Below are 21,570 nucleotides of genomic sequence, written 5' to 3' on the forward strand. Positions count from 1 at the left end.
GCGTCGACTACGCGATCGGGTCGCCCGTCTCGTCGACCGGCGTCTTCACGACGAGCACCGGCCGCTCGCTCGCACGCACGACGCGCTCGGTGACGCTCCCGACGAGCATGCGGTACTCGTCGGGGCGTCGCTGGCTCCCGGCGACGACGAGGTCGGCGTCGATCTCGTCGGCGACCTCCAGAATGGTCTCCTCGGGCGTTCCGTGGCGGAGGTACGTCTCCGCGGTGACGCCGGCGTCGGCGGCGCGGTCGCGAACCTCCGCGAGCGTCTCCTCGCCGAGGTCCTCGAACCCGTACTCGGGACCCTCGTGGCCGTCGACGTACTCGTCGCCGGGGTACGTCGTGATGGCCTCCTCGTCGACGACGAACAGCGCGTGCAGCGTCGCCCCCCGATCGACCGCGATGTCGAGGTCGTCGAGCAGCCGGGCACGGTCGGCCGCCAATTCCAGCGCGTGCTCGGTGGCGTTGATCGACGCGACGCCGCCGTTCGTCGCCAGGAGAATGTCCTCGTACATGTCAGTTTGATGTTGGCATTCGGGGGAGAAAAAGTGTCCGCCGGTTCCCCGTCGCCGGGGTCCAGCGACGATCGTCGTTACAGCCGGGAGGCGGTCGGTTACAGTCGGGACACGGTCGGCTACAGCCGCTCGGCGGTCGCCTCGACGCCCGCGCCCACGTCCACGTCGGCACCGTGCTCCGACAGCGTCTGCCCGAGCGCGGCCACGAGCAGCGAGACGTTCGCCGGGCGAGCCGAGTGGCCCATGCAGCCGATCCGGAAGATCTCCCCCTCGAGATCGCCGAGCCCGGAGGCGATCTCCAGGTCGTACCCGTCCAGCAGGTCCGCGATGACCGCACCGTCGTCGACTCCCGCTGGAACGCGAACGGCGTTGAGACTCGGCAGCCAGTACTCGTCGGCGGCGTTCATCTCCAGCCCCATCGCCTCGACGCCGGCCTTCAGAGCGCCCGCCGTCTCGCGGTGACGCGCCCAGCGCGACTCGATGCCCTCGTCGGCGACGAGACGAAGCGCCTCTCGCAGCGCGTACACGTTCGTGACCGGCGCGGTGTGGTGATACGCGCGTTCCTCGCCCCAGTACCCCTCCAGCAGCGAGAGGTCGAGGTACCACGAGCGGGTCGGCTCCTCCCGCGAGAGGACCTTGTCCATCGCGCGGTCGTTGAGGGTGAGCGGCGACGCGCCGGGCGGGCACGAGAGACATTTCTGGGGCCCGGAGTACGCGGCGTCGATGTCCCAGTCGTCGACCTTCAGGGGAACGCCCCCCAGCGACGTGACGCAGTCGGCGATCACGTACGCGTCGTGGTCGTGTGCGATGCTCGTCAGTTCCGGCACGTCGGGCTGGCGGACGCCGGTCGATGTCTCCGCGTGGACGAAGCCGAACACGTCGGGCTGGTGCTCGTCGAACGCCGCCTGTACGTCGACCGGGTCGAGCGGCTCGCCCCACGGCGCGTCGACCTCGACCACGTCGCCGCCGGCGCGTCGCGCCATCTCGGCCATCCGGCCGCCGAAGTAGCCGTTCGTCGGCACGAGCATCGTCTCGCCCGGCTCGACGAGGTTGCCGATGGCGGCCTCCATCGACGCCGACCCGGTGCCGGAGACGGGGATCGTCCACTTGTTGTCGGTGCGGAAGGCGTACCGGAGCAGCTCCTGCGTGTCGTCCATGATGTCGATGAACGACGGGTCGAGATGCCCGACGAGCGGCGTGCTCATCGCGCGGAGGACCCGCGGATGTACGTCGCTCGGACCGGGGCCCATCAGCGTCCGCGTGGGCGGCGTGAGTTCGCCGACCTCCGGGGCCTCCGTGGCGTCGAGTTCCGGCTGTTGCATGCTCGGAGGGTCCGCCGGCGCGGGCAAAGGTTACTCGGTTCGTATCCCTCGCGGACGGCGGGGACCGAACCGACGGCCCGCCGGCCGGCGGGTGCCGGCCGTCCGCGGAGACAACGCTTAGGAACGGTCGCCGGAAACGACTCCCCATGACAACAGACGACGCCACGGACGCCGACGCGGCCGGCGCCGATCCCCGGGCGTGGTTCGCCGTCGGCGACGACGAGTCGCCGACCGACCGCGTCCGGAACGGGACCGCTGACGCGCCGGCGGACTGGCCCACGCTTGCGGTCGAGTCCGGCTTCGCCGACGACGAGGATGACTACTACGCCGCGCTGCGAGAGGCGACGCTCGCGGCGACCCGCGCGGAGGTGAACGAACGGGAGCGCGCCGACGACCGCCAGTTGCTCCACGCGGTTCGCGCGATGGACGACGCCGAACGCGTCGCGAACGAGCTCGCGGAACGCGTCTCCGAGTGGGCGGGGACGCTGTTCCCCGATGCGGGAACCGGTGTCGAGGGGTGCCGTGAGCTGGCCGAACGCGACCCCGACGGCCCGGCCGAGGAGCGGGTCGTCTCGCTCGCGACCCGCGTCGCGGAGCTCGACCGCGAGGCCGACGAGCTGGAGGCGTTCATCGAGTCCCGCGCGCCGGTCGCCGCGCCGAACCTCGCGGCGATGGCGGGACCGGTGCTCGCCGCTCGGCTGATCTCGCTCGCGGGCGGGCTGGAGACGCTGGCGAAGAAGCCCTCCGGCACGTTGCAGGTGCTCGGCGCCGAGGACGCACTGTTCGCGCACCTCCGGGGTCACGGCTCCTCGCCGAAACACGGCGTCATCTACACCCACGAGTACGTCCGCGGGACGCGGCCCGAGGACCGCGGCTCCGCCTCGCGGGCGCTCGCCGGGAAACTGACCATCGGCGCGCGCATCGACCACTACTCCGGCGACTACCGCCCCGAGTTGGAGGCGGAGTTGGACGAGCGAATGCGGACCATCCGTGCCCGTGCCGGGGACGACGGCGGTGATCCGGAATGACTGGGACCGACGCGTCGCTCCCGGACGGCGTTGAGCGACGCGAGCTCGACGGCGACGATCGACTCTGTACGCGCGGACCGCCGGAGTACGGCGAGCCGACGGACGGCGAGTGGCGCGCGTGGGACGCCCGCCGGTCGAAGCTCGGCGGGATGCTCGAACTCGGCATGGACACGGGGCTGTCCGGGGGCGAGACGGTGCTGTATCTCGGCGCCGCGAACGGCACCACCGTCAGCCACGTCGCGGACTTCGCCGGGCCGACCTACGCCGTGGAGTTCTCGCCGCGCCCGGTGCGCGACCTGCTCGACGCCTGCGAGCCGCGGTCGAACCTCTTCCCGCTGCTCAAGGACGCTCGACGGCCCGAGACGTACGCGCACGTCGTCGAGGCCGGCTGCGACGTGCTCGTGCAGGACGTCGCGACCCGCGGACAGGCCGACGTGGCGGTCGAGAACCGACGGTTCCTCGCCGACGACGGCCGACTGCTGCTGGCGGTGAAAGCGCGCTCGGAGGACGTGGCTGCCGCTCCCGACGCCGTGTTCGACGACGTGCTCGCGGACCTGGAGTCGACCTACGAGGTGCTGGAGACTCGACCGCTCGACCGCTTCCACGAGGACCACCTCGGGGTCGTCGCGACGCCGCGATAGCGCCGCCGCTGGACGGGTTCACCGTTCCCCGTTCCCCGTTCCGCTTCGAACGGTGCCATCGATCGCTCGGCCGCGCGTCGGCGCGGCTACGCGGACTACACGTCCGGTTCGCCTCCCGACCGGACGCCCGCACGTCCGGTGAGTTGTGGTGCCGTCATCCGGTTTGAACGTACGCCTCAGCGCGCCCGCTCACGGGAGGAGTCACGTCGGGACGACGCCACGTTCGGGGGCCGGTTTCCCGAGATATATACCACCGCACGCCGAAGCCGTCGGCGATGGACACGGGTTCGGCGTCGGCGTTCGAGCGGATGGGTACGCTTGGAGTCGAGGAGGAGTTCTACGTCGTCGACGGCGACGGGCGGCCGACCTCCGGAAGCGATCAGCTCGTGTACGGCGACCGCGAGCCCCCCGAGCCGCTGAGTGGACGCATCGATCACGAGCTGTTCAAGTCCGTCGTCGAGACGCAGACTCCCTTGATCGAGAACCCGGGCTCCGTGCGCGAGCACGTGAGCGCGGCGCGGGAGGCCCTCGTCGACCACGCCGAGTCCTACGACCTCCAGATCGCCGGCGCGGGGCTCCACCCGGCGGCGGCCTGGCGGGAACTCGACCACGCGGAGAAGCCTCGCTACCGCTCACAGCTGGACCGGATCCAGTATCCCCAACACCGCAACACGACCGCCGGGCTCCACGTCCACGTCGGCGTCGACGACGCGGACAAGGCGACGTGGATCGCCAATCGAGTCCGCTGGTTCCTCCCGCCGCTGTTGGCGCTGTCGGCGAACTCCCCGTTCTGGAACGGCTTCGATACCGGCCTCGCGTCCGCCCGGGCGAAGGTGTTCGAGAACCTCCCGAACACGGGGATGCCCGGCCACTTCTCCGACTTCGCGGCGTACGACGCCTTCGAGCGGCGCATGGTCGAGCACGGCTCGATCGAGGACCGCGGCGAGCTCTGGTTCGACGTGCGCCCGCACACCGGCCACGGCACCGTCGAGGTTCGTACGCCGGACGGACAGTCGGACCCCGACGTGGTCTGTGCGTTCGTGGAGTACGTCCACGCGCTCGTCGTCGACCTCGCGGAGCGCTACGAGGACGAGGCAGACCCGACCGCCGGCGACGCCGGGGTGAGTGGCTCGGGAGGCGCCGGGAGCCACGGTCACGCCGGCGGGCTCCGTCGCGAACTGCTCGACGAGAACAAGTGGCGCGCGATGCGCCACGGTCGCGACGCCGACTTCGTCGGCCGCGACGGCGCCTCGGTGGTCGACCTCCCGACGGTCGTCGACCGCGAGTGCGACCGGCTCGGCGTCGAGGGGTTGCGGTTCCTGTTCGAGCGCGAGTCGGGCGCGTCGCGACAGCGCCGGATCCGCGAGGAGCGGGGCATCGACGCGCTGTGCCGCGATCTCCTGATCGACGAGCACGACGTCTAGTCGGCCGGATCCGTACAGCTCGACCGCCCGGAGTCGGTGTCGGCGACGGGGTTTTCCCTGCGGAGTTCTGACCGCCGAGATGGGACACATGGCTACCGACGAGGCCCCCGATGACGGCGGCGAGACGGACGGCGCCGACGACGAGGACGCCCCCCGCGAGGAGCTGCGCGAGGCCGCACAGCGGCTCGAGTCGAGCGCGGCCGACGTCGCCGACGGCTTCGACGAGCGCATCGTCGACCTGTTGGCGTGGCTGCTGGACACCGAGACGCGGGCGCGGATCTACGTGCACCTCCGCGAGCACCCCGGCTCCACGAGCGAGGAGGTCGCCGACGGGACCGGGCTGTACCCGAGCACCGTGCGCGAGGCGCTCGCGGAGCTCCACGACGAGGAGACGGTCAGCCGAACGAAGCGGGAGTCCGCCGGCGCCGGCAACAACCCGTACGAGTACGAGGCGATCGAGCCGGCCGCGCTCGTCGAGGGCGCGATCGGGCAGGTACAGGACCAACTGAACGCCGTGTTCACCCTCGACTCCCGACTGACGGGCGACGGCGAGCCCGTGGGAGAGACGGACGAGCCGGTCCGTATCTCAGTCGAGACCGAACGGGACGAGGACTAACGTCGCATTTAGGTGTCGGCGCGTCCACCGCCGGATATGAACGTCGCGCTGGGCGGGACATTCGACCCGGTTCACGACGGCCACCACGCGCTGTTCGAGCGCGCGTTCGAGCTCGGGGACCTCACCGTCGGGCTCACCGCCGACGAGTTGGCCCCGAAGACACGCCACACCGACCGGTACGTTCGCCCGTTCGCCGAGCGCAAGCGCGACCTCGACGACGAGCTCGCGCCGATCGCCGCCGAACACGGTCGCGACTACGAGATCCGCGAGCTGACGAAGCCGACGGGGATCGCCGTCGAGCCGGGGTTCGACGCGCTGATCGTCTCCCCGGAGACGCAGTCGGGCGGGGAGCGGGTCAACGAGATCCGGGAGCAGAAGGGCCTGCCCAGCCTTCGGATCGAGGTCGTCGAACACGTGCCCGCCGAGGACGGCGACCGGATCTCGTCGACGCGGATCGTCCGCGGCGAGATCGACCGTCACGGCAACCTCACGCCCGACCGCGAGGGTCGCGGGACCGAGCCGCCGGACGCGGAGTGACGGGGCGATGGTCGGGTTCGACGCCGCGATCGACTGGCTGGCCCGGCGATCGCGGCCGGCGCAGCTGATCCTCGTCGGCGTCGTCGCGCTCCTGCTGGGCTATCAGGCGATCCGGCTGGCCGGCCGGGACCCGAGCAGCGAACTCGCGTACGTCGGCGGCGCGCTGTTCCTCCTGGGGCAACTGGTCGGGTTCACCGGGCTGGCCCTGCTCGCGTATCGGCTGCTCACGGAGTAACGGTCGAACCCGGGTTCGGACCCGGACAACTCCCACGCCATCGTCGCCGACTGCATCGCCTCCGTCGGCGCTCGCATCGCGGCCTCACCACGACGGCGGCCGGAACCCGGCGTCCTCGAGGACGTCCTTCCAGTGTTGCTGGACCGAGAGGCGAGTCACATCCATCGCCTCGGCGACCGCGGTCTGGGGGCGCTCGTCGCCGGCGATGAGCGCGCCGGCGTACAGCGCGGCCGCGGCCATCGCGGGCTTCGACCGGTCGTCCTCGGGGACCCCGGAGAGGAACATGTCGGTCGCGTTCGAGCGGGCCTCCGCGGACAGCTCCAGCGACTCGGCGGCCCGGTGGAGCCGCGAGAGCCACTCCTCGTTCTCCACCTCGTCGCTGGCGCGGTACATCGACGTGTCGTTGGGAGCGGGCGGTGATAAATCGTGTCGCCTCGGTCCGACAGCTACTTACCGCGATTCGGGATACTGTGTGGCGAGCGCGGGTAGCCAAGCCAGGCCAACGGCGCAGCGCTTAGGACGCTGTCCTGTAGAGGTCCGCCGGTTCGAATCCGGTCCCGCGCAGTGAGGAGCGAAGCGACGAACGAGCAGGCCGGATTCGGAGCAGCGAACGGAGCGAGGCGGAGTGAGCGGGGTTCGAATCCGGTCCCGCGCATTCTCCGGCCCGACCGAACGGGAGAGCCGTGAGAATCGACACCGAGCGGATTCGAGGCAGGGAGTGGAGCGAACGGAGTGAGCGTCACCGCCAGTGAACGGGGAGCGGAGCGACCCGTGAGCGAAGGGCGAGGCGCTCGCGTTGTTCACGCCTCGATGGACGAACGAGACGGGGAATCACCGCTCGCTCACACCCACCGGGACGGCTGACTCACGCCGGGACTGACAGCGCCACGTGCGAAGTCGGACCGACGGATCGGTCGAGGCGAGCGCGGGCATCGACCCCCTGTAAGCGCGTTCATAACGAATTGGCACGACGTGGGAGCACCGAGGGAGTCCAACCAATGCACACACAGCGACGGGCGACGGTTCGACCGTTCCGTCCCGAGGACTGGGGGGCCTTCCTCGACCTCTACGAGGCGGTGTGGGGAACCCGTAAGAGCGAGGAGTGGTTCGCCTGGCGATTCGGCGCGAACCCGTACGTCGAGGGGATCCCGATGGTCGTCGCCGAGGCCGACGGGGAACTCGTGGGCGCGGAGCCGTGCCTCGCCGTTCCCCTCCGCGCCGGCGACGCGTCGGCGCTGGCGTTCCAGCCGGCCGACTGGATGGTCCACCCCGACCACCGCCGTCGCGGGCTGTTCACCGAGATGACCGAACGGCTGCTCGATCGGTACGAAGACGGGCCGCCGGACTGCTACTACAACTTCCCCTCGGCGGCGATCCTGCCCGGACTCCGGTCGTTCGACTGGTACGAGGTGGGTACCCTTTCGACGCACTGCCGGGTGCAGGACCTCTCCCGGCTCGCGGCTGCGCGGTCGACAGAGAAGCCACGGTGGAAGGCGGCGGCCGAACTCGGACACCTCGCCGCACCGGTGGTCCGCGGCCTCACATCGCTGAGCGGCGGGGCCACCGACCCACCCGGGGAGTGGACCGTGGATCAGCACAGGACGACGCCGACGGAGACGCTCGTCGATCTATACCGGTCCGGCGTTCCGGAGACGATCCACGTCCGTCGCGACCCCCGCTGGTACCGCTGGCGGCTCGCGAATCCACGGTGGGACCCGACGACGTACGTCGTCAACGACGAGCACGGCACACCGGTCGCCGCGCTCGTCGCGGTCGCCCACGGCGGCCGTGGCGAGTCCGATACCACCGGACCGCGGAAGGTCTCGGTGCTCGATGTGGTCCCGGCCGACGGATCGGCGCCGACGGCGAGCTACGAGGCGCTGTTGTCGGCCGTCGTCGCGGACGCCGACGACGCGGACGTACTGAAGTGCGCGGGCGCGTCGCTCCCGCGGTCGGTGCTGCGGCGATACGGCTTCAGGTCGGACGACGAGTTCCCGCTGTCGATGGTCTCGACGCCGACCCGGTTGGTCGTTCGGCCGACAGTCGTCGACAGCGAGGAGAACGCCGACGCGCAGTCCGAGACCGGGGATCGGGTCGAGCCGGGCGGGAGCGAGCGCTGGCGGCTGGGAACCGTCGACCTCACCGCTCCCGAGAGCTGGAGCGTCCAGCTTACCGGGCAGGACATCGCGTAGACCTGGTGCCAGCGGGAAGCAGCCGACATCGCGTTTGCCGCGGCACCGACCCGAACGCAAGACGGCCGCATGACGGTGCCGAAACCGATATCAACGCGCCCCGAAACGTTACGACAATGACTTCATCGGCCGACCTCCTCGCCGATCTCGCCGCGGATGTCGATGGGGTGTTCCTCTTCTCCCCGACCGGATCGACGTACGAGGACTACCGCGAGGTCGACGGCGAGTCGGTCGTCGTCGTCGCCCCGGAGAACGACCACGACGCCGATCGCTACGTGGAGCTCCCGCTGGAGTTCGACAACGTCCGCGACCGGATCCGCTTCGGCGTCGAGGGCGCGATGGACCACGGCTTCTGTGCGGACGGCGACGTGCTCGCGTGTGCGGTCGGCGTGTTCGGCGACCCGATCGACGCCGTGATCCGCACACCCGTCACGGAGTCGATGCACTCGGGGATCTACGATCTCTTCGCCAACTCCCGCGCGGATCCCTCGGTCGTGCGCGACGTGTTCGACGTGGCGATCGAACTCGGAAAGAAGGGCCAGAAGGGCAAACCCGTGGGCGCGCTGTTCGTCGTCGGCGACGCGGGCAAGGTGATGAACAAGTCGCGTCCGCTGAGTTACAACCCCTTCGAGAAGAGCCACGTCCACGTCGGCGACCCCATCGTGAACGTGATGCTCAAGGAGTTCTCCCGCCTCGACGGCGCGTTCGTCATCAGCGACTCGGGGAAGATCGTCTCGGCGTACCGCTACCTCGAGCCGGGCGCCGAGGGCGTCGACATCCCGAAGGGGCTGGGCGCGCGCCACATGGCCGGCGGCGCAATCACCCGCGACACGAACGCCATCGCGATCGTGCTCTCGGAGTCGGACGGCCTCGTCCGTGCGTTCAAGCGCGGACAGCTCATCCTCGAACTGGATCCGGAGGAGTACTGACGCATGATCGACGCGAGTCCCACCGTCACCGTCGAGTCCGTGCTGTCGGCGGCGGTACGTGCCGGCCCGGGCACATCGCCGCCGCTCCAGTCCGCGGGCGAGGCGGTTCGGTCCGCGTTGCTGAGCCTTCCGGCGCGGCTGTGGCTGGCGCTCGGTGTGGTCGTGCTCGCCGCGTTCCTCGGCTACCTCGTCGTTCGCGTGAACCGCCGGATCCTCGTCGGCGCGGGCGTGCCCGAGACGATCGAGGGGACGGCCTTCGAGCGAACCGCCCGCGAGTTCGGCACCTCGACGGTCTCGCTCGTCGCGAACCTCTCGGGGTACTTCATCTTCATCCTCGGGCTCATCGTCGCACTGACGATCGCTCGGGTGGAGTACATCGCCGCCTTCTGGAACCGAACCGCGGGCTTCCTTCCGTCGCTGTTTCTCGCCGTCCTCGTGCTCATCGTCGGCCTCGTCGTCGGCGACAAGGTCGAACTGTTGATCGACGAGCGGCTGCGCGGCGTGAAGCTCCCGCAGGCCGGGATCGTTCCCGCGGTCGCCAAGTGGTCGGTGGTGTTCATCGCGGTGCTCATCGCGCTCGGCCAGATCGGCGTCGACACCGCCGCGCTGGTCGTCCTCCTGGGCACGTACGGGTTCGCGCTCGTGCTGTTCGGAGGCCTCGCGTTCCGCGACCTGCTCGCGTCGGGGGCGGCCGGCTTCTACCTCCTGCTCGAACAGCCGTACAGCATCGGCGACCGCGTCCGCATCGGCGACACCGACGGCGTCGTTCAGGAGGTGAACGTGTTCGTCACGCACGTGGAAAGCGACGGCGCGGAGTACGTCGTGCCGAACCGACAGGCGTTCACCGAGGGCGTCGTCCGCGTTCGGGAGTAGCGGACCCGCTCGCGCTCAGTTCGTGTTCTCGTCGCCGTCGCTCGCCTCCCCCTCGACCGGCTCCGCCGGCACGCCGGCGACGGTCTCCCCCGGGGGAACGTCGTCGGCGACGAGGGAGTTCGCCGCGACCTGGGCGTCCTCGCCGATGTGGACGCCCGGAAGCACCGTCACCTTCGCGCCGAGCATCGCCCGGTCGCCGACGACCACGTCGCCGAGGCGGTACTCGTCCTGCAGGAACTCGTGACACAACAGCACCGAGTCGTAGCCGACGATGGCGTCGTCTCCCAGCGTGATCCGCTCGGGCCAGAACACGTCCGGCGTCGCCTCCAGCCCCCACGAGACGCCCTCGCCGACGGTGGCCCCGAGGCGCCGGAGGAGCCAGTTCTTCAGCCGGAGGCTCGGGGAGATCCGGATCAGCCAGACGACGAGGTAGTTCGCCGCGACCGTCAGCGGCGACTTCGCGTCGGTCCAGTGCCGCAGGGAGTTGCGCCCGCCGGGGGTCTCGTGACGCTCCACACGGTCGTACCTGGCCGGCCGAGCCGCGCCGTCGTCCGCGGTCCCGGCGGCGTCGTGGCCGGCGTCGGCGTCGCCGCCGGCCGTCGCGGGGTCGCTGGCGTCGTCGGTGCTCACGTGTGGACGTGGCCGCCGGGCGTTATCAATCTCGTGCGTCCGTCGCCGACGCGGGGGCCGATCCCCGAGTTCGACCACGGTCCCGGTTCCGGAGCCGACTCGGATAGCGAGGCGATCCCCCGCTATGCCGTCGACCGACGACGGTACGCGACGTACGAGTACAGCGTCGTGTACGCGGCGACCGACAGCGCGCCGCCGAGCACGATCGGGGACAGCAGCCTCGGAACCGCCACCGCGACCAGCGTGAGCGCGCCGAGCGCACGGAACGCCCACGCGCCGCGGCGGTGCGTCTCGCGCCAGACGTCCTCGTTCGAGAGCGTCCACCGCGTCCGGATGCCGACGGTCCAGTTCGGCTCGGCGCGGGCGAGCAGTTCGCCGAGGGCGAGGAACACCCCAGCCAGCGGGAGCGCGATGGCGGCGTTGAACGGGAACGAGACGCCGAGGTTCCACGCCAGCACCGCGCCGTGGACGCACGCGAGGAACGCCGCGAGGACGACGACGAACCACTCGTAGGGGCCCCGGAACGACTCGACCTCCTCGTGGCGGGGATCGAACCGCGGCGCGACGTACAACAGGGCGACCACTCCCGCGGTGATCGCGGGGAGGAGGAGCGCGCCGAGGAGTCGCGGCATCGTGTCGTCGGGCCGTCCCGCCGCGTTCCAGTGGGTCGCCACCCGCTCGGGGAGCGACGGGAGCGCGAGGGCGCTGGCGAGGACCGTGGCGAGCACGACGGCGGCTGCGAGTGCTCGCCGGCGGAGGTATCGCATGGGTACAGATGAACGTGACAACTACAAAAACATTCCTGCGCCCGGGATCAGTTCGGAGCGGGCTACTCGTCGCGCAGTCGCGCCATGTGGTCGATCCGCGACTGCACCAGGGTCGCCGTCCCGATGTCGTGGCGCACGTGGAACCCCTCGCCGACCGTCGACAGCGCGTCCTCGGCGTCGGTCTCGGCCGCGGCGATGGAGTCGCCCCGTCCGACGACCGCGAACGAGCGCGACGTGGTCGTGAACAGTCCGTCCTCGCGCTGGTCGACGCTGGCGTAGAACAGCAACGCGTCGCCGACGCTGTCCTCGTTCACCTCGATCCGAGCGCCTGCGTCCGGTTCGACCGGGTAGCCGGCGGGCACTGCGTACTTGCAGACGGTGGCGTCGCCGGAGAACGACAGCTCCGGAAGCGACTCGCCGTCGCGGGCGGCCGTCAACACGTCGAGGAACGGGGTCTCGAGCACCGGGAGCGTGTTCATCGCCTCCGGGTCGCCGAACCGCGCGTTGAACTCGACGACCTTCGGCCCCTCCGCGGTGAGCATGAACTGCCCGTAGAGGACGCCCTTGTACTCGGGGAGCGCGTCGACGACCGACTCGACGATGTCGACGGCCGCCTCGTAGTCGGCGTCGGTCATGAACGGGAGCGTCAGGTCCGTGTCGGAGTAGCTGCCCATTCCGCCGGTGTTCGGACCCTCGTCGCCCTCGTAGGCGCGCTTGTGATCCTGGATCGCGGGCGTGGTTCGGACCTCGCCGTTCGCGACGAACGCCTGCACCGTGAACTCCTCGCCGACGAGGCGCTCCTCGATCACCCACTCGTCCCACTCGGCGTCGAGAACGTAGTCGACCGCGGCCTCCGTCGTCAGCTGGTCGCCCGTCACCCGGACGCCCTTCCCGCCGGTGAGTCCCACGGGTTTGACCGCCACGTCGCCGTCGTACGCCTCGACGTACTCGGCGGCCGCCTCCGCCGAATCGAACGTCTCGAAGTCCGGATTCCCCGGGACGTCGTTGTCGGACATGAACCGCCGCTGGAACGCCTTGTCCGTCTCGATTCTGGCCTCCTCTGCGCGCGGGCCGAAGGTGTACACGCCCGCGTCGTCGAGGGCGTCGGCGACGCCGGCCTCCAGCGCGGACTCCGGACCGATGACCGCGAGATCCGCGCCGACCCGCCCGGCGTAGTCGACGACGGCGTCGGCGTCGCGCTCGCCGATCTGCTCGAACCCGTCCGCGAGCGACGCGATCCCGGGGTTACGATTGCTCGCACAGGCGTACAGCGAGGCGTCGTCGGCGACCGCGCGGGCGATGGCGTGTTCGCGTCCGCCGCCCCCGACGAGGAGCACTGTCTCGGACATGGTCGATGCGATACTGCACGGGCGTGTAAGCCTTACTCTCTTATCGACAGTCGATACCCACGTTCGTGGATTCCCGCCCGCCGAACGCGGGACCGCCGACCCGTAGCCGGCCCGCTTATCCGTCCTGCGACCGATCGACCGCCAATGAGCGATCCGACGGCGCGGAACAGGCTGGAGGAGGAGGCCAGCCCGTACCTGCGCCAACACGCGGACAACCCGGTCCACTGGCAGCCGTGGGACGACGACGCGCTCGCTGCGGCCCGCGAGCGCGACGTGCCGGTCTTCCTGTCGGTGGGCTACTCGGCGTGTCACTGGTGTCACGTGATGGAGGAGGAGTCGTTCGAGGACGAAGCCGTCGCGGAGGTACTCAACGACGGGTTCGTCCCCGTGAAGGTCGACCGCGAGGAGCGTCCCGACCTGGACCGGGTGTACCAGACGGTGAACCAGCTCGTGAACGGCCGCGGCGGCTGGCCGCTCTCCGTGTGGCTCACGCCCGAGGGGAAGCCGTTCTACGTGGGGACGTACTTCCCGCGTGACGGTCGCGACGGGATGCCCGGCTTCCTCGAGGTGTGCCGCAACATCGCGGACTCCTGGAGCGACCCGGACCAGCGCGCGGACATGGAATCCCGCGCCGACCAGTGGACCGCCGCCGCCCGCGACGAACTGGAGTCGACCGGCGAGGGCGACGCGGACGCCCACGAGGCGGGGGAGAGAGCCGACGACGGGGGCCCGGACGCGGACGTGCTCTCGGACGCGGTCACCGCCGCCCTCCGCGGCGCCGACCGCGAGCACGGCGGCTTCGGTCGACAGGGACCGAAGTTCCCGCAGACGGGACGCCTCGATCTCCTCATGCAGGCGTACGCCCGAAGCGGGCGCGAGGAACCCTTGAACGTCGCCGTCGAGACGCTCGACGCGATGGCCGAGGGCGGGCTGTACGACCAAGTCGGCGGCGGGTTCCACCGCTACTGCACCGACCGCGAGTGGGTCGTCCCCCACTTCGAGAAGATGCTGTACGACAACGCCGAGCTCGCTCGCGTCTACCTCGACGCCCACCGCCTGCTCGACCGACCCGAGTACGCGACCGTCGCTCGGGAGACGCTCGCGTTCCTCGACCGGGAGCTGTCCCACCCCGACGGCGGCTTCTACGGCACCCTCGACGCCGACTCCGGCGAGGGCGAGGGCGAGTTCTACGTCTGGACGCCCGAATCCGTCTCCGAGGCCCTCGAGGCCGCCGATCACGAGTTCGAGGCCGACGACGCGGAGCTGGTGTGCGACCGGTTCGGCGTCGAGTCGGGCGGCAACTTCGAGGGCGGGACGACCGTCCTCACTCGTGCGACTGCCGTCGACGATCTCGCCGAGGCGTACGAGCTGTCCGTCGAGACGGTCCGCGAGCGGCTGATGCGCGCGCGGACGGCGCTGTTCGACCACCGCGAGTCGACCCGCGAGCGTCCCCCGCGCGACGAGAAGGTGCTCGCGGGGTGGAACGGGCTCGCGATCTCGGCGTTCGCCGCCGCCGGCCACACGCTCGACCCGCAGTTGGCGGATCGCGGCGCCGACGCGCTCGGGTTCGTGCGCGAGCACCTCTGGGACGGCGACCGGCTCAGCCGGCGCTACATCGAACGCGAGGGCGACGCCGTCGGCGAGGGCGAGGTGAAGGGGAGCGGCTACCTCGAGGACTACGCGTACCTCGGGCGGGCGGCCCTCGACCTGTACGGCGTCACCGGCGACGTCGACCACCTCGGGTTCGCGCTGGACCTCGGACGGACCGTCGTCGAGGCGTTCTACGACGCCGACGACGCGACGATCTACTCGACGCCGAACGACGGCGAGGACCTGGTCGTTCGCCCGCAGGAGCCGACCGACGCCTCGACCCCCTCCAGCCTCGGCGTCGCGACGCGGCTCCTGCTCGATCTCGACCTGTTCGCGCCCGACGAGGACTTCGCCGCCGTCGCGCGGGACGCGCTTGCGACCCACGCGGACGACGTGACGGCCTCACCGCTGGAGCACGTCACGCTGGCGCTTTCGGCCGCACGCGACCGGAGCGGTCCCTTCGAACTCACGCTCGCGTGCGACGAGGTGCCCGCCGAGTGGCGGGACACGCTCGCGAGTCGCTACCTTCCGGGCGTCGTGATCGCCCCGCGCCCGCCGACCCCGGAGGGCGTCGCCGACTGGGTCGACGACCTCGGGCTGGCGGACGTGCCGCCGATCTGGCGCGGGCGCGACGCTCGCGACGGCGCCCCGACGGCGTACGCGTGCCGGGACTTCACCTGCTCGCCGCCGAACCGCGACCTCCGCTCGGCGCTGGAGTGGGCCGCCGGGGACTGACCGCCCGGCGGTCGATGAGGGCACGGAGCGCCGCCGGCGCCCACGCCGAAGCCGGTCCCGTTCACGTCGGGGTCGGCGCCGTCCGCGGAGCGTAACCGCTTTGCCCGGCGGCGGCGACCCGGAGGTATGACCACGGTCTGTCTCGTCGGCGACCCCGAGACCGACCTGCGCTACGAGCTGCTCTCGCGGGAGACGGCGCGGGAGGCGCTCGCGACGTACGACCTCCGGTCCCCCTTCGAGAACTCGATCGCGCTCGACACCGTCAGCCTCGGCGCCGCGGTGTCGCTGTGCAACGATCTCAACTGGTATCTCGTCCGCTTCGTCGACGAGGTGCTGATACGGGAGCCGTCGATCACTCGCGACGAGTGGCTCTCCCGGGAACTGGCGACCGCCGTCCGCAACGACGCCGTCCGTCGCGAGGAGACCGACCGGTTCCTGAAGCTGTACGGGCTTGAGGACGGCCGGCTCGTCGAGCCCATGTACCTCGCGCGCAACGACGGCGCCGAGCTTCCGGAGTACGACCTCCGCGACGTGGACGGGACGGTCGGCGTCCGCGTCACGCCCGAGGAGTTCGACGACTGAGCGGATGTCCGGGCGCGGGCGATCCGCCGTCGCCCTCAGTCGTACAGCCCGGTGGACATGTAGCGCTCGCCGGAGTCCCAGTACACGGTGAGCACCAGCGGGTCGTCGCCGGCGACGCCGACGCGGTCGTCAGACCTCGGTTCCCATCCCTCGATCGCCACGTCGCGGTAGCCGGGGTCCTCGCCGGCGGCGAACGCCGCGGCCACGTCGCGGGCGCGGAGGTTCGAGCCCCCCGAGGACTGCCCGACGAGGATCCCCTCCTCGCGTGCGAGCCGTCGACACTCGGCCTCCGCCTCGTCGACCCCGACGGTGAGCACGCCGTCGAGGAGGTCCGTGTCGAGGTTCGGGCTCACGAAGCCGGGGCCCATCCCCTGAAACGAGTCGGCCGTGGGCTCCTCGCCCGACAGCACCGCGGAGTCCTCGGGCTCGACGGCGACCACGTCCATCTCGGGGAACGTCTCGCGCAGGCGGCGCCCGATGCCGGTGATAGTTCCGCCGGTGCCGACGCCGGCGACCAACGCGTCCGGCTCGCGTCCGTCCAGTTGATCGAGGATCTCGACGCCGGTCGTCTCGTAGTGGGCCCCGGGGTTCGCGCCGTTCTCGAACTGGCGGAGCTGGACCATCCCCTCGGCCTCCAACTCGTCCGCGCGGGCCTTCGCGGCGTCGATGCCGCCGTCGACGAGCTCCAGATCGGCGCCATAGGCGGCCATGATCCGCCTGCGCTCCTGGCTCTTGGAGGCCGGCATCACGACGGTCACGTCGTACCCCTTCGCGGCGCCGGCCATCGCCAGCCCGATCCCGGTGTTGCCGGAGGTCGGCTCCACGAGCGCGTCGCCCGGTTCGAGCGTGCCGTCCGCCTCGGCGCGCTCGATCATCCGCGTCGCCGGGCGGTCCTTCGCGGAGCCGCCGGGGTTGCGCGACTCCAGCTTCGCCGCCACGGTCGCGCCCGGCGGCGAGTCGACCCGGACCAGGGGCGAGCCGATGGTGTCGAGTACCGAATCGTCCATGCTCGCGGTACTGGCGTGACGCGTAAATGCTCCCGAGTCAGCGGCAAGCCCTCGGGCGGTCCTCGCGCACGAGCGCACGACCGCGTTCGGTCGGGAGCCGGACCCGCCCTGCCGGCGGCGTCGCGCTTAACCCGGCGTACGACCCACCAGAACACATGAGCACGACGCTCGAGACGATGACGCCCGACGCGGACGACGAGACCGATCCGGACGTCGCGGCCACCCTCGGCGCGGACGGACTGACGTACAAGGTGTGGGGCGGGGACTGGTGCCCCGACTGCACGGGACAGCTCCCGGGCTTCGCGGCCGCGCTGGAGGCCGCGGGAGTCCCCGCCGACCGCATCGAGCAGTTCCCGGTCGAGAAGGTCGACGGCGAGAAGCGGGGGCCGGGAATGGACGAGTACGGCGTCGAGTACATCCCGACGGTGATCGTGTTCGACGAGGGAGGGGATGAAGTCGCCCGATTCGTCGAGTCCGCCGACACGGATATCGCGACGTACCTCGCTCGGGAACTCGAGGACCGCTGACGGGCGGACCCCCGTGGTCGTGAAGGTTCTTCAGGGAGGACGGGGCCAGCCCCCGCGTGGTCTGACGACGACCGCGCGGCGGGCGGCGAAACTCCCGACGACGCCGCCGCGCGCGAGGACCGTCGCCGGGTGTTCGCAACGGGAACGGCTCGAACGACGGGAGCGAGGGCGTCGACTCAGAACGTCGAGAGCTCGCCCTCGATGACCCGGCGGGTCACGTCGGTGACGTTCGCGAGGCGCTCGTCGATGATCGCGGTCGCCTCCTCCTCGATGTCCGCGACGTCGACGCCCTCCTCGGTGATGACCTGCGCGTCGGCGACGTGAGGCTCGTCGATGGGGCGGCCGATCTGCGAGAGCAGGCGGACCTGCAGGTCCCTGATGCCGTCGACCTCCTCGACGACGGCCTCGGCGATGTCCGTCGAGAGGAGGTTGTAGATCTTCCCGATGTGGTTGACGGGGTTCTTCCCGGACGTCGCCTCCATGCTCATCGGCCGGTTCGGGGTGATGAGCCCGTTCGCACGGTTGCCGCGACCGACGGAGCCGTCGTCGCCCTGCTCGGCGGAGGTGCCGGTCGTCGTCAGGTAGATCGACCCCTCCTCGAGGTCGTCGGCGGTGTTGACGGCGACGCTCACCTCCCGGTCGGTGTACCCCTCGGCGAGGTCGACGACGAACGCCTCGACGCGCTCGACCGCCTCGCGGTACTCGTCGATGTCGGCGACGTACGCGTCGATCATCGCCGCCGCGACCGTGATGTCGATGTGGTCGCCCTCGCGTTTGCCCATGATCTTCACGTCCGGGCCGACCTCGGGGTGGTCGTCGGCGTACGAGCCGGTGAGCGCGCGCTCGGCCTCGCGGACGATCCGCTCGGTCTCGGTCAGCGGCGCGTGGCCGACGCCGAAGGAGGTGTCGTTCGCCATCGGGACCTGTACGCCGTCCTCGCCGAAGACGTCCTGCAGGTCTCCCGAGCCCTCCCCGAGCTTCACGTCGACGACGATGTCGGTACCGACGTCGAGTTCCGGGACGTTCTCGCGGAGGTACTCGCGGGCGGACTCCAGCGCGACTCGACCGACGGGGAGCGTCAGCTCCGTCCCGTCGTCGAGTTCGTACTCCTTCGTCGCACGGCCGACGATGAGCACGTAGATCGGCTCGATCATCTCGCCGCCGCCGTAGGAGGGTGCCGCGGTGCCGGCGACCAACTGCGTCTCGTCGGTGTTGTAGTGGAGCACCTTCCCGACGCGGTCGAGATACAGCTGCGAGAGGCCGCGAGAGACCGCCTCGGCGATCCCGTCACAGATGGAGTCGGGGTGGCCGATCCCCTTTCGCTCGACGATCTCTACCTCCTGATCCTCGACCGCCCGCCGGTCGAGTTCGGAGACCTGAATGTTCCTCATTGGTCGGTCGGAGGAATTCGGCGGCAGTATAACTTGCGGAAAGAGTTCCGGACCGGCCGATTACCCCGAAGAATCGTTTGGCATATCTTGCGACCGAAGCAGGAGCCCGAGGTACGAGGTCCGGATCTGGTCGTCGGGATCGAGTCCCAGTTCCCGGAGGACGGCGTAGGCGCCCTCGCGGGCCGACTCGATGTTAGACTCGATCGCCTCCCGTTCGACCTCGACGAACTCGCCGACGCCGGCCACGTCGTCGAGCGTGACGGTGTAGCCGTCGACCGAGCGGAACTCGCGGTCCTTCTCGACGGTGGCCGCCGGCGAGAACCCGAGCCCGTCGAGAAGCCCCTCGACCGCGTCGCCGTCGGCGACGACCGTCTCGAACTCCTCGCGCGTCTTCGACTCGGCCTCGACGAGCGGGCCCTTGTAGGCGATCCTCGTCTCGGTGTCCGCGTTCCCGTCGACGCCGGTGACCGTCTCGCGCCGGAGCCGGAGCGCCTCGTCGGTCTCGGCGAAGTCGCGGTGCGGCGCGTCGTAGTAGGTGTCGACCTGTCGCACACGCCGGAGCCGGGTCGCGTCGATGTCGGCGAGCCGGGCCCGGACCTCGTCGTGATCGGCGCGGACCTTCACCTCCACTTCGTACATGCGACCGCGGTGGGGACGGCCGCGCAAAAGGGTGCCGTGTCCGTGGGGACGCCCTCCGGGGGATCGTCGGCCGATCCCGCCGTCGTCGCGGAGTTCACCCGTCCGGCCGAAACGTGACTGTTAAGAAGCGCACGAGCGACGATGCGCACATGAGTGAAGAAGAGCAGGCCGAGGCGGACGAGGCCGCCGACGCCGGCGATGAGGCGAACGAGGACGCGGTCGAGAGCGAGGAGTCCGACGACGGGATCCAGAACGGGGACTTCCTCCGGCTGGACTACACCGTCCGAACGGTCCCCGGCGAGGACGAGGACGAGGGCCGCGTCGTCGACACGACCCACAAGGAGGTCGCCGAGGAGGCCGGCATCGACGACGACGAGTACGACTTCTCCCCGCGCATCATCGTCGTCGGCGAGGGCCACGTGTTCGACTCCGTCGACGAGGACCTCGTGGGCAAGTCGGTCGGCGACACGAACGTCGTCACCGTCCCCGCCGACGAGGCGTTCGGCGAGTTCGACCCCGACGACGTGCGCACCGTCAGCGCCGAGAAGATCCCCGAGGACGACCGCTACCCCGGCGCGCAGGTCACCATCGACGGCGAGCAGGGCTACGTCGAGACGGTGATCGGCGGGCGCTCGCGCGTCGACTTCAACCACCCGCTGGCCGGCGACGACCTCGAGTACGACTACGAGATCCTCGAGCTCGTCGACGACGACGAGGAGAAGGCCGCCGGCCTCATCGGCATGTACCTCCAGGAGACCCCCGAGGTCCGCATCGAGGAGGACACCGTCGAGGAGGAGGTCACCGTCGAGGCCCACGAGGACGAGGAGACCGGGGAGGTCGACCGAGAGACCGAGCTGCAGGAGGTCGACAGGCGCTCGCTGTACATCGAGGCGACCCCGATGATGCAGATGAACCAGCAGTGGATGTTCTCGAAGCAGCAGATCGCGCAGGACATCATGGGCCGTCTCGACCTCGACCGCGTCGTCGTCGAGGAGGTCATCGACGGCTCCGGCGGCATGATGGGCGGCATGGGCGGCATGATGGGCGGTATGGGCGGCGGCATGGGCGGCGAGGACATCGAGGAGGCCCTCGACGACGTCGACATGGACGACGTCGACGTCGACGCCGACGAGCTCGTCGACGAGCTCGAGGACGAATAACGCGCCCGCGTTCCGCGAGAGACCGCACCCGACTCGTCGCACGCGCGACGGCGGCCGAGCGTCGGTGCGTCGGTCCGCCGATCCCGAACCGACACCGATTACTTGCGGTTCGTCCATCGTCCGACAGATGGATCTCTCGGACGCGCGCGAGGACCTCGGGGTCGCCGCGGCGGCGGCGCTGGGGGCGCTCGCGTTGACGCTCGGCGTCGACCTCCTCGCCGGGGTGCCGGTGTCGACGCCGGTCCGGCTCGCCCCGGTGGTCGTCTACTTCGCGTACCTGTTCACTCGCAAGGGCGGCCCCTACGGCTCGCTCGACACGCCGCGAAACTGGACCGTGCTGGTGGTCGTCGTCACCGTCGTCGCCGCCGGCTACGCGCTCGCGACCTGACCAGCGCGGATCAGCCGTACACGAGCGTCCGTCCCCGCGGTTCCACAGCCGCGGGGCTTAACAGCGACCGAACCCAAATCGGGCCATGAGCATCGAAACCGACGCGCCGGAGGCGTCCGCGGCCGACGACGCCCTCGAGACGTTGGCGGCGGATCTCGGCGACGCGATCGCCGACTCGCCCACGTATCGCCGATTCGAGGAGGCGAAGGCGGCCGTGCAGAACGACGAGGAGGCGCAGGAACGCATCTCCGAGTTCGAACGACTCCGCCAGGAGTTCGCGGTGGCCAAGCAGGCCGGGCAGGCCGACCAGGAGACGATGGAGAAGGTGCAGGCCGCCCAACAGGAGCTACACTCCCTTCCGGTGATGCAGGAGTACGTCGAGGCGCAGGACGAGCTCGAGGACCGCCTCGAGGCGCTGAACATGGCGATCTCGGAGCCGCTCGACGTCGACTTCGGCGGGAAGGCCGGCGGCTGCTGTCACGACTGACGCACGG

At 70.5% G+C, this 21,570-nt stretch carries 24 protein-coding genes and 1 tRNA gene; 16 read left to right on the plus strand and 9 right to left on the minus strand.

Going from position 1 to position 21,570, the window contains the following annotated elements:
• Positions 1-7: 7 nt before the first annotated feature.
• On the minus strand, positions 8-514 hold the full coding sequence (locus GRX01_RS05965) for a universal stress protein (protein WP_159664482.1): 507 nt from the start codon (positions 512-514) through the stop codon (positions 8-10).
• 119 nt (positions 515-633) lie between these two features.
• Entirely contained in the window at positions 634-1,836 is a 1,203-nt protein-coding gene (locus tag GRX01_RS05970; protein ID WP_159664484.1) for a pyridoxal-phosphate-dependent aminotransferase family protein, read from the minus strand.
• A 146-nt stretch (positions 1,837-1,982) separates the two neighbouring features.
• Between GRX01_RS05970 and GRX01_RS05975 the strand changes: the two genes are divergently transcribed.
• The 6 genes from GRX01_RS05975 to GRX01_RS06000 all read left to right on the plus strand — a co-directional run bounded on the left by GRX01_RS05975 (position 1,983) and on the right by GRX01_RS06000 (position 6,317).
• Positions 1,983-2,864 (plus strand): NOP5/NOP56 family protein, encoded by an 882-nt coding sequence (locus tag GRX01_RS05975; RefSeq protein ID WP_159664486.1) that lies wholly within the window; start codon positions 1,983-1,985, stop codon positions 2,862-2,864.
• Entirely contained in the window at positions 2,861-3,505 is a 645-nt protein-coding gene (locus tag GRX01_RS05980) for a fibrillarin-like rRNA/tRNA 2'-O-methyltransferase (protein ID WP_159664488.1), read from the plus strand. Before GRX01_RS05975 ends, GRX01_RS05980 begins: the two co-directional genes overlap by 4 nt.
• Positions 3,506-3,780: 275 nt before the next feature.
• Complete coding sequence (locus tag GRX01_RS05985; RefSeq protein ID WP_159664490.1) at positions 3,781-4,929, plus strand: glutamate--cysteine ligase; 1,149 nt, start codon at positions 3,781-3,783, stop codon at positions 4,927-4,929.
• Between the two features lie 88 nt (positions 4,930-5,017).
• Entirely contained in the window at positions 5,018-5,545 is a 528-nt protein-coding gene (locus GRX01_RS05990; RefSeq protein ID WP_159664776.1) for a winged helix-turn-helix domain-containing protein, read from the plus strand.
• 36 nt (positions 5,546-5,581) lie between these two features.
• Positions 5,582-6,082 (plus strand): phosphopantetheine adenylyltransferase, encoded by a 501-nt coding sequence (locus tag GRX01_RS05995; RefSeq protein WP_159664492.1) that lies wholly within the window; start codon positions 5,582-5,584, stop codon positions 6,080-6,082.
• 7 nt (positions 6,083-6,089) lie between these two features.
• The gene (locus GRX01_RS06000; RefSeq protein ID WP_159664494.1) at positions 6,090-6,317 is read left to right on the plus strand and encodes a hypothetical protein; all 228 of its coding nucleotides are present in this window, start codon (positions 6,090-6,092) and stop codon (positions 6,315-6,317) included.
• 84 nt (positions 6,318-6,401) lie between these two features.
• Here the strand turns inward: GRX01_RS06000 and GRX01_RS06005 are convergent, their stop codons facing one another.
• On the minus strand, positions 6,402-6,710 hold the full coding sequence (locus GRX01_RS06005) for a transcription initiation factor IIB family protein (protein WP_159664496.1): 309 nt from the start codon (positions 6,708-6,710) through the stop codon (positions 6,402-6,404).
• An 86-nt stretch (positions 6,711-6,796) separates the two neighbouring features.
• On the opposite strand from GRX01_RS06005, the gene GRX01_RS06010 reads away from it, so the two are divergent.
• The 4 genes from GRX01_RS06010 to GRX01_RS06025 all read left to right on the plus strand — a co-directional run bounded on the left by GRX01_RS06010 (position 6,797) and on the right by GRX01_RS06025 (position 10,311).
• Positions 6,797-6,881: transfer RNA gene (locus GRX01_RS06010), tRNA-Leu, on the plus strand.
• A 434-nt stretch (positions 6,882-7,315) separates the two neighbouring features.
• On the plus strand, positions 7,316-8,509 hold the full coding sequence (locus GRX01_RS06015) for a GNAT family N-acetyltransferase (RefSeq protein ID WP_159664498.1): 1,194 nt from the start codon (positions 7,316-7,318) through the stop codon (positions 8,507-8,509).
• Positions 8,510-8,625: 116 nt separating this feature from the next.
• On the plus strand, positions 8,626-9,438 hold the full coding sequence (gene dacZ, locus GRX01_RS06020; protein WP_159664500.1) for a diadenylate cyclase DacZ: 813 nt from the start codon (positions 8,626-8,628) through the stop codon (positions 9,436-9,438).
• A gap of 3 nt (positions 9,439-9,441) precedes the next feature.
• Positions 9,442-10,311 (plus strand): mechanosensitive ion channel domain-containing protein, encoded by an 870-nt coding sequence (locus GRX01_RS06025; RefSeq protein WP_159664502.1) that lies wholly within the window; start codon positions 9,442-9,444, stop codon positions 10,309-10,311.
• 15 nt (positions 10,312-10,326) lie between these two features.
• Here the strand turns inward: GRX01_RS06025 and GRX01_RS06030 are convergent, their stop codons facing one another.
• The 3 genes from GRX01_RS06030 to purD form a co-directional block, all read right to left on the minus strand.
• Positions 10,327-10,941, minus strand: coding sequence for an acyltransferase (locus GRX01_RS06030; protein WP_394351371.1), 615 nt, complete (start codon positions 10,939-10,941; stop codon positions 10,327-10,329).
• Between the two features lie 122 nt (positions 10,942-11,063).
• Positions 11,064-11,708, minus strand: coding sequence for an SdpI family protein (locus GRX01_RS06035; RefSeq protein ID WP_159664504.1), 645 nt, complete (start codon positions 11,706-11,708; stop codon positions 11,064-11,066).
• Between the two features lie 62 nt (positions 11,709-11,770).
• Complete coding sequence (purD, locus tag GRX01_RS06040) at positions 11,771-13,057, minus strand: phosphoribosylamine--glycine ligase (protein ID WP_159664507.1); 1,287 nt, start codon at positions 13,055-13,057, stop codon at positions 11,771-11,773.
• Positions 13,058-13,201: 144 nt separating this feature from the next.
• On the opposite strand from purD, the gene GRX01_RS06045 reads away from it, so the two are divergent.
• Together GRX01_RS06045 and GRX01_RS06050 are read left to right on the plus strand one after the other, a co-directional pair.
• A complete protein-coding gene (locus GRX01_RS06045) occupies positions 13,202-15,382 on the plus strand; it encodes a thioredoxin domain-containing protein (RefSeq protein WP_159664509.1) in 2,181 nt (726 codons plus the stop codon).
• Positions 15,383-15,508: 126 nt separating this feature from the next.
• Positions 15,509-15,964, plus strand: coding sequence for a DUF5804 family protein (locus GRX01_RS06050; RefSeq protein ID WP_159664511.1), 456 nt, complete (start codon positions 15,509-15,511; stop codon positions 15,962-15,964).
• A gap of 35 nt (positions 15,965-15,999) precedes the next feature.
• Here GRX01_RS06050 and GRX01_RS06055 read toward each other — a convergent pair whose 3' ends face one another.
• A complete protein-coding gene (locus tag GRX01_RS06055) occupies positions 16,000-16,971 on the minus strand; it encodes a PLP-dependent cysteine synthase family protein (RefSeq protein WP_159664513.1) in 972 nt (323 codons plus the stop codon).
• A gap of 155 nt (positions 16,972-17,126) precedes the next feature.
• Here GRX01_RS06055 and GRX01_RS06060 point away from each other — a divergent pair, with 155 nt between their 5' ends.
• A complete protein-coding gene (locus tag GRX01_RS06060) occupies positions 17,127-17,498 on the plus strand; it encodes a thioredoxin family protein (protein ID WP_159664515.1) in 372 nt (123 codons plus the stop codon).
• A 176-nt stretch (positions 17,499-17,674) separates the two neighbouring features.
• Here GRX01_RS06060 and GRX01_RS06065 read toward each other — a convergent pair whose 3' ends face one another.
• Together GRX01_RS06065 and cyaB are read right to left on the minus strand one after the other, a co-directional pair.
• Complete coding sequence (locus GRX01_RS06065) at positions 17,675-18,889, minus strand: methionine adenosyltransferase (protein WP_159664517.1); 1,215 nt, start codon at positions 18,887-18,889, stop codon at positions 17,675-17,677.
• Positions 18,890-18,949: 60 nt separating this feature from the next.
• Positions 18,950-19,528, minus strand: a complete 579-nt coding sequence (cyaB, locus tag GRX01_RS06070) for a class IV adenylate cyclase (RefSeq protein WP_159664519.1) — start codon at positions 19,526-19,528, stop codon at positions 18,950-18,952.
• A 149-nt stretch (positions 19,529-19,677) separates the two neighbouring features.
• Here cyaB and GRX01_RS06075 point away from each other — a divergent pair, with 149 nt between their 5' ends.
• The 3 genes from GRX01_RS06075 (at position 19,678) to GRX01_RS06085 (ending at position 21,563) form a co-directional block, all read left to right on the plus strand.
• Positions 19,678-20,688, plus strand: coding sequence for an FKBP-type peptidyl-prolyl cis-trans isomerase (locus GRX01_RS06075; RefSeq protein WP_159664521.1), 1,011 nt, complete (start codon positions 19,678-19,680; stop codon positions 20,686-20,688).
• 127 nt (positions 20,689-20,815) lie between these two features.
• Positions 20,816-21,076 (plus strand): hypothetical protein, encoded by a 261-nt coding sequence (locus tag GRX01_RS06080; protein ID WP_159664523.1) that lies wholly within the window; start codon positions 20,816-20,818, stop codon positions 21,074-21,076.
• Between the two features lie 85 nt (positions 21,077-21,161).
• Positions 21,162-21,563: a YlbF family regulator gene (locus GRX01_RS06085; RefSeq protein ID WP_159664525.1), complete on the plus strand. Its 402-nt coding sequence runs from the start codon at positions 21,162-21,164 to the stop codon at positions 21,561-21,563.
• Positions 21,564-21,570: the final 7 nt, after the last annotated feature.

The organism is Halobaculum saliterrae, from assembly GCF_009831625.1.
GTDB lineage: Archaea > Halobacteriota > Halobacteria > Halobacteriales > Haloferacaceae > Halobaculum > Halobaculum saliterrae.